The sequence below is a fragment of the Nocardia sp. NPDC052112 genome, from assembly GCF_040680135.1.
GTDB lineage: Bacteria > Actinomycetota > Actinomycetes > Mycobacteriales > Mycobacteriaceae > Nocardia.
Map to the genome: position 1 here is coordinate 50,543 of NZ_JBFAWD010000041.1, position 6,977 is coordinate 57,519.

Annotated in this window: 6 protein-coding genes; all 6 read right to left on the reverse strand. The window is 66.2% G+C overall.

From position 1 onward, the window contains the following. Nucleotides 1–8: 8 nt before the first annotated feature. The 6 genes from AB0L58_RS40710 to AB0L58_RS40735 are packed head-to-tail and all read right to left on the reverse strand — an operon-like array spanning nucleotide 9 to nucleotide 5,516. Entirely contained in the window at nucleotides 9–1,289 is a 1,281-nt protein-coding gene (locus AB0L58_RS40710; protein WP_364396264.1) for an MSMEG_0569 family flavin-dependent oxidoreductase, read from the reverse strand. Then, nucleotides 1,286–1,603: an MSMEG_0570 family nitrogen starvation response protein gene (locus AB0L58_RS40715; RefSeq protein WP_364396267.1), complete on the reverse strand. Its 318-nt coding sequence runs from the start codon at nucleotides 1,601–1,603 to the stop codon at nucleotides 1,286–1,288. Before AB0L58_RS40715 ends, AB0L58_RS40710 begins: the two co-directional genes overlap by 4 nt. After that, entirely contained in the window at nucleotides 1,596–2,519 is a 924-nt protein-coding gene (locus tag AB0L58_RS40720; RefSeq protein WP_364396283.1) for a carbon-nitrogen hydrolase family protein, read from the reverse strand. Before AB0L58_RS40720 ends, AB0L58_RS40715 begins: the two co-directional genes overlap by 8 nt. Further along, nucleotides 2,513–3,922 carry an MSMEG_0567/sll0787 family protein gene (locus tag AB0L58_RS40725; RefSeq protein ID WP_364396271.1) on the reverse strand — a complete coding sequence of 470 codons (1,410 nt, stop codon included), beginning with the start codon at nucleotides 3,920–3,922 and terminating at the stop codon, nucleotides 2,513–2,515. The genes AB0L58_RS40720 and AB0L58_RS40725 overlap by 7 nt, the downstream gene beginning before the upstream one ends. A 1-nt stretch (nucleotide 3,923) precedes the next feature. Continuing rightward, on the reverse strand, nucleotides 3,924–4,982 hold the full coding sequence (locus tag AB0L58_RS40730) for an MSMEG_0568 family radical SAM protein (RefSeq protein WP_364396274.1): 1,059 nt from the start codon (nucleotides 4,980–4,982) through the stop codon (nucleotides 3,924–3,926). Nucleotides 4,983–4,991: 9 nt separating this feature from the next. After that, nucleotides 4,992–5,516 carry an MSMEG_0572/Sll0783 family nitrogen starvation response protein gene (locus AB0L58_RS40735; RefSeq protein ID WP_364396286.1) on the reverse strand — a complete coding sequence of 175 codons (525 nt, stop codon included), beginning with the start codon at nucleotides 5,514–5,516 and terminating at the stop codon, nucleotides 4,992–4,994. Nucleotides 5,517–6,977 lie beyond the last annotated feature (1,461 nt).

Here is a 6,977-nt window from a genome sequence, read left to right on the forward strand (position 1 = left end):
GGCGCTGCCTAGGCGGTGCTGTTTCGAACGACCTGTAGGCGGTCGCTCGCGACCGCCGATGCATGGACACGCACCGCGATGTGATCGGCGAGGAACTCCGCGTCCCTGGCGATGGCGGCGAACCGGCCCGACCCCCAGGTGTGCAGCCACGGTAGGCCGAGGAAGAACAGGCCAGGTGCGGTGGTGACGCCGCGATTGTGGCACGGATGGCCTTGGCCGTCGAACACCCCGACGCGCAGCCACCGGTAGTCGGTGCGGAATCCGACCGACCACACCACCGAGGTGATGCCGGTGTCGGCGAGATCCAGTGTGGTGACCTCACTTTCGGGTCGCCATACCGGGACGTAGCGTGGTTCCCCTGGTGCGTCGATGTTTTCGCGCGCGATGTAAGCGTCGATCGAGTCCTTGATGCTCTCGGCGACGGCATCGGCGGCATCGAGCGATTTCTCCAATGTCGGCGCGAACCGAAATGTCGTGCCGTCGAAGTCGAGCAGTCTGCCGTACAGCGACATACCTTCCATGGCGAACTGGCGCAGGTCGATGTCGCGGCCGCCGTCGCGACCGGTCACATAGTGGTTGGTGTTCTCGCGCTTGCCGAGCCCGCCCGGCTGCTCCTCGATCGGCAGATCGTAGTGCCCCATGTCCTGTAGCCAGGCCACGCAGTCGCGGCCACGGTAGAAGCGTGCGACGCGCGGGGCGTCACCGGCGACCAGGTGCACCTTGCGACCGTCCAGATGCAGGTCCTCGGCGATCTGCGCACCGGACTGCCCGGTGCCGACAACAAGTACCTCGCCCTCGGGAAGGGCTGCGCCACTGCGGTATTCGACCGAGTGCAGCTGTTCGACGGTCGGTGGCAGCTTCTCCGCGTAGCGCGGCACGATCGGCTCCTGGTAGCCACCGGTCGCCACCACGACCTGGTTCGCATGTAGTGGCCCGGCGCTGGTACCGATGTCGTATCCGCTGTCCGCGGCCTGCCGGACGGAGGTGACCGCTACCCCCTCGCGAACCGGGGCGTTGAACACGTCGGCGTAGGCACGCACGAAGGCATACACTTCGTCGCGCTTCATGAATCCGTCCGGATCCGGCCCGCTATAGGTGTAGCCGGGCAGCACGCACTGCCAGTTCGGTGTCACCAGAGTGAAGTTGTCCCAGCGGCTGTCGAGCCACTCGTGGGCGATGGTGTCGCGTTCCAACACGATGTGGTCGATGCCGTGGCGGGTCAGCTGCCAGCTGATGGATAGACCGGCTTGACCCGCGCCGATCACCACGACCTCGTATTCGGTGGTCATGGTTGTTCTCCAACGGTATTCGCGACGACCAGCGCCGGTGTCATCGAGACGACGCGGATGAATTCGCACGGCTCGAATTGCGCGGCGCTGTGCTCGATCACGGTCAGCTGATCCGCCGCCGAACTGCAGTAGTAGCCGAACTTCGCGCGTACTCGCTCGCTGGCCTCGTTCAGGGCCGTACGCGTGCGAGCGAGGAATTCGGCGACGGGATAAATCTTTCCGGCCTCGAGGTGATCGTGCATCACCAGTGACGGCGAATAGCACGATTGACTGCTCCCATTCGGCCACTCGATCACGAACGTCATCTCAGGCATGAGCCGACTCCAGTTCTGCCGGAACCGCCGGCTGTCCGACGACGCCGTATTCGCGAATCACGCTGTGGTACAGGTCGGGACGACGATCGCGCAGGTTGTACATGCCGCCGCCGCGAGCCAGCCCGAGCACCTCGGCGACGTCGACCGTAGCGGTGGCCAACCCCGGCTCGACGCCGGTGGTTGCCAGCACATCCCCGCCGGGTCCGACGATCTTGGCGCTGCACACGAACCGCAGCGATCCGAAGGTGCCCGCCTGGTTGGACGCCACCCACACCAACTGGTTCTCCACCGCACGCGCCTGGTCGAAGATGTCGAAGCGCCGCTTCCACCGATCGTCTTCCAGATTCGGCACGGTCTGCGTCCGGGCAGTCGGCCAAGCCGACAACGAGGTGATGATCTCCGCGCCATCCAGCGCCAGCGCCCGCGCAGCCTCCGGGAACGCCTTGTCGTAGCAGATCTGCATACCCATTCGGCCGACCGGCGTATCGAACGCTTTGTACTCGAAACCGGCTGCGTAGCACAGATTTTCACCGAGTGGCTGATGAACCTTACGGTAGGAGCCGAGGATTCCGTCACCGGACAGCGTGACCGCCGCGTTGTAACGGTTTTCTCCGTCGGCCTCGCAGAAGCCCAAGGTGATCACCAGATCGCGGGCCATGTCGACGACTCGGCGCAACTCGGGGCCGTCCAATGCGAGTGCGGGTGGCAGCGCGCGCAGTCTGCGCTGCTTGGCCTCCTCGGACTCGTTTCCGCCCCCCAGACTGGGCAGATAGCCGCCGAGGCAGGCTTCGGGCAGCACCAGTAAGCGGCTGCCGCGGGCGCGGGCCTCTTCGATGAGGCGGGCGATCGTGCGATAGCCCTGTTCCATATCGCGGCCGAACTCGGCGGCAGCGACGGAGATCGTGAGGTTCATGATTCTCCCAATCCGGTCACGGTGCTGTGCACCGCGCGTGTAGTGATGCCGTCCGGCCACCGCAGCCGGACACCGGGGGTCGAGACGAGTCGTCCGCAGACCGCCGAGGTGGCCGGTCCTGGCGACACGATCGGCGCACCGGGCCGGTCCGCGGTGATCATCGCGAAACCTGGGAAACAGGTGAGCCATTCCGCGAATGCGACGGTGTCGGGTCGCGGGATACGCGCGACATCCAGCTCGGCTCCGAGGCCGCTGGCCTCGGCGAGCATGCCGGAAGTGCCTGCCAGCCCGGCCATGCTGACGTCCTTGGCGGCAGCCGGGGCGGCCCGCGCCACGAATCCGGCCAGTGCCCGCAGTTCCGCACCGCTGCGTCGCGACGTGGAATCCCATTGCTGGCCGTGGTATCCGGGGCGCCACCCGCCGGAGAGATCGGCGGTCAGCCACAGCTCATCGCCGAGCCTGCCACCGCCGCCGCGCACCGGGGCCGCGGCGCGGCCGAGCGCTGTCACCGACAACGATGGCGGTACCGACACTTGTGTGTGCCCGCCGAGTACCGGCACATCCCAGGCCTCGGCCGCGCGGGCAAGCCCGCGGATCACCCGGGTCAGCAGTGAGTGGGTCGGCGCACCGACCGCATCGAGCAGGCCTATCGGGGTGGCACCCATGGCCGACAGATCATTGATATTGACCAGGACCGAACACCAGCCGGCCCATTCCGGATCACGTTCCACCATCGACGGGAGGATGGCGTCACATGCCGCGATGAGGTCGCTGCCCGGCACCGGGACACCGTCATCCCCGCGAAACCCCTTGCCGCCGAGACCGAGCGGCGATCCGCGCAGCGGGGCCAGCGTCTGCGCGAGCAACGCCTTGGTGGCGCCGACCAGCCGCTGCACCCGATCGATCGGCCACCGCATCCAGGTGTGCTCGACGCCGCCGATCACCTTGTCGCCGAGCCTGATCCAGCCGAGGCGCGCGAACATGGGCTCGTAGCGGGTCTGCACGGTGGCTTCGAACCGCAGCACATTATGACTTTCGGCGTACGCGCACGCCGCCACGACCAGGGCCGGGCCGACCCCGACGGCGCGGCGACGCCGATCCACCACCAGCCTGCTGCCGGTCCACCACCCCAGATTTTCGTCGGTCGCGGGCGCCAGGCGCACGCCGCCGAGGACGACGCCGTCGGAATCCAGCGCGACCAGTACCTGGGTGCGGGCATCGTCATCGCTGTCGTCGGCGTCGCTGCCGGCGAACAACCCCTGATCCACGACGAATTCGGCGCGCCGCAGTACCCGGTAGGCGGCCAGCTGCCGCCGGTCGGCCGGTTGGATAAGGAAATCCGTTGCGCGGGAGTTGTCGACCGACGCACCGGCAAGCAGGCATAGGTCCGCGGCTGAGCTGTCCATCTCAGCCGCCCACGTTCTGCAACACGCTGCACGCCCCGCAGGCGGCGCATCCGGCGCGCTGGTCCGCGCCGAGCATCCCGGCCCGCCGCAGTTCCTCGGCCACCCGGTTGGTGACGTCGGCCAGCAGTTGCGGAGTCGGCGCGGTCGCCGCGTCCACGTCGACGGCGAGCGTGCCCGCCAGCGGACGGAACGGCACCACGAACGGATAGACGCCGATATCGATGAGTTCGGCTGCGCCGGAGACCAATTCGTCGGGGTTCTCGCCGAGCCCGACCAGCAAGTAGGTCGAGACCTGATTGCGGCCGAACACCCGTACCGCCGCTGCCCAGGCCGCCCGGTATTCGCTCAGCGGCACCGTCGCCTTACCCGGCATCCACCGCTTGCGCACCTCGTCATCGAGCGATTCGACGTGGATGCCAATGGAATCCGCGCCCGCTTCGCGCAACTCGGTGAGCGCGTTCAGATCGCCGGGCGGCTCGCACTGCACTTGGATCGGCAGGTCCGGCACGGCCGCCTTGACCGCCCGCACGCAGCGGGCCAGATGCCGGGCGCCGCGGTCTTTGGCCGCCGAGGTTCCGGTGGTCATCACCATCTGCTCGACGCCGTCCAGGCGGACCGCCGCCGCCGCGACCTCGGCGAGCTGGTCGGGCCGTTTCACCGCGATGGTGCTGCCCGCGGCCAGCGAGGCCTCGATGGCGCAGAACCGGCAGCGCTGGTCCGCGCCGTAGCGGATGCAGGTCTGCACCACCGTGGTAGCCAGTACGTTCGAGCCGTGTAGTTTGGCGATCTTCTCGTAGGACACTCCGTCGGCAGTGGCCAGGTCGTAGAACATGGGCCTGCGGACGGGCTCGATCTCGATGCCCATATCGGTGCCGGACCGCAGCAACCGGTTGCCCGCTACCACGAAGGGGCTGTCGGAGCGGATCGGAACGGCGGCGCCGATGCCGTCGATGAGTACGTGGCCGTCGTCGCTGGGGCCCGCACCGGAGCGGCGCCCCACCGGCATCTCGGCGCGGACGCCGAGCAATGCCAGATCGACTCGAGTGGACAGACCTGTCATCGGGTCACCTCAGAGCTGATAGGTGGAGTTGATGATGGCGCCCTTGCGCGCGTAGTGGATCAATGCGTCCTGAACATCGAGCGGGTGTGCCGGGATGACACCCTCGATGAGGTCCTCTTCGCGAGCACCGTGCAGGGCGAGCCCGAATCGGCAGGCGAACACCTTGCCGCCCTCCTTGATGAAGGTCGCCAGCGCCTCGTTGATGTTCTGCTCACCCGGGAAGCCGCTATCGCCAGTGGTCGGAAAGCCTCGGGTGGCAACGGCATTGATGGCGCCGGGACCATAGAAGTAGATCGCCGAATCGAAGCCCTTGCGCAACGCCCTGGTGGCCTGCAGGATCGCCACGAAACTCACCGACGACTCGTGCGCGATGCCGTGCACCAGCGTGAAGTAGGTTTCGCCTGCCTCGGCCCGATAGTCCGGGAAGATCTTCGTCGCACCATAGATATTCGTGCCCTTCGGCAGCGCGGGGTGCGGGATCTCGGCGAGCGACTTCTGAATGTTCTCCTCGATGGCCTTGTCGATCTCGGCGATGGTGGGTGCGGACACGGTTCCTCCTGCGATGTGCTGACGATGACCGAGGCTTCGGTCTCGGCTCACTCCCGGTTCGGGGCGAAGCGCTGCTGACGCGATATCCGATCCCTTTCTGCTGCGATCGCAGCAGATCGGATAAGTAGATTTCACGCGCGATCCATTGCCGAATGGTTTCGTCCAGAATAATTGGGAGTTAGCCGAACCTCACGACGCTCGCCGCCGGCGATCACCGAAATATGTTTGGCTGCAACATATTTTGCTCACGAGCATGCGAGAATATCCAGATGCTCGGCGCGCGACTTAACACCGCGAAACATATGTCCACGTTTCGCCAGGACGGAATTAACCACCAGAACACGACCGCAGTCGGCACCGTCACCACATAGGAATTTTCCGGTAACAAATAACTCCGACCTCCGGTTCGAGACCCCATCGCCTTCCCGTCCGCGGCATCGAGCTTGCTGCTGGCATGCGGGCGGCAATACCGGCTGGCAGGAAGCGCGGATGGGCGTCAGCGGTGGCGACATGGGTTCGCCGAGGCGCGATTCTGGATGAGTCCAGGGTCATCCAGGGAGGCAACCATGCGTATCAGAAGCTACGTCACACCAGTGTTGGCGATGGGAGCTGTGGCAATTGCTATCGCCGCAGCTCCGGCGGCCCAAGCCGATCCCGTTTCGGCCGCGCCGGCCGTCGTCGACGCCAGAGCCGGGGCCGCCCATGCCGGGTCGGCCGGTCAAGGTGACGGCTTTCACCGCAGTTTGGATCATGGCTGGAATGGCGACTGCGGCCTGCCCTGGGCGGGGACTGTTTGCGGTCCCGCATCTTATTGAGAGCCGTCCCCTGCGACCGCGCCTCGATCGCCGAAGTGCCTGAAGGGCTTCGGTCGATCGGATTCCGGCCCCGAGCGGACTGGCGCTCACCGCGCAGGCCTTATCGCAAGAGAGTTGCTTTTATGTGCTCCGCGCGAATAGTCTCGGTCTCCAGTCGGCGGTGACGTCGGCGAGAGTCAATGCCCGGAATCGCGGTGTCGGATGCGATGGCGGACGCCTTCTCCATCGCAGGCACGCCCGAAGAAGCCCGCGCCGCCGGGGAGTCCTGGTGACCGGCGTGGCGTTTACTTCGCCCGGACTCGGCCACACCCTCGACGAGCTGCGCGCGAACTGCGCGTCGATTCGTGATGCGTTTGCCGTGTCGTCCAAAGCTCGAGGATAAGCGTCGGAAGTAGCCCGGCGACGGTCGTCATGGTGCACAGCAGGCGACATATCCATGCCGCGCACAGCCGATTCACAGCTGCGACAGGGCTCCGGGACAGGACGGGTTCTTAGGCTACTACGGTCCGAATTCATCGAAACGACGCAAGGACCAGTATGGCAAGGGATCTGACTCAACTCGAGCTGCTCACGGAGTTGGAGCCGGTTGCCGAAGAAAACGTCAACCGGCACCTCTCCCTGGCAAAGGAAT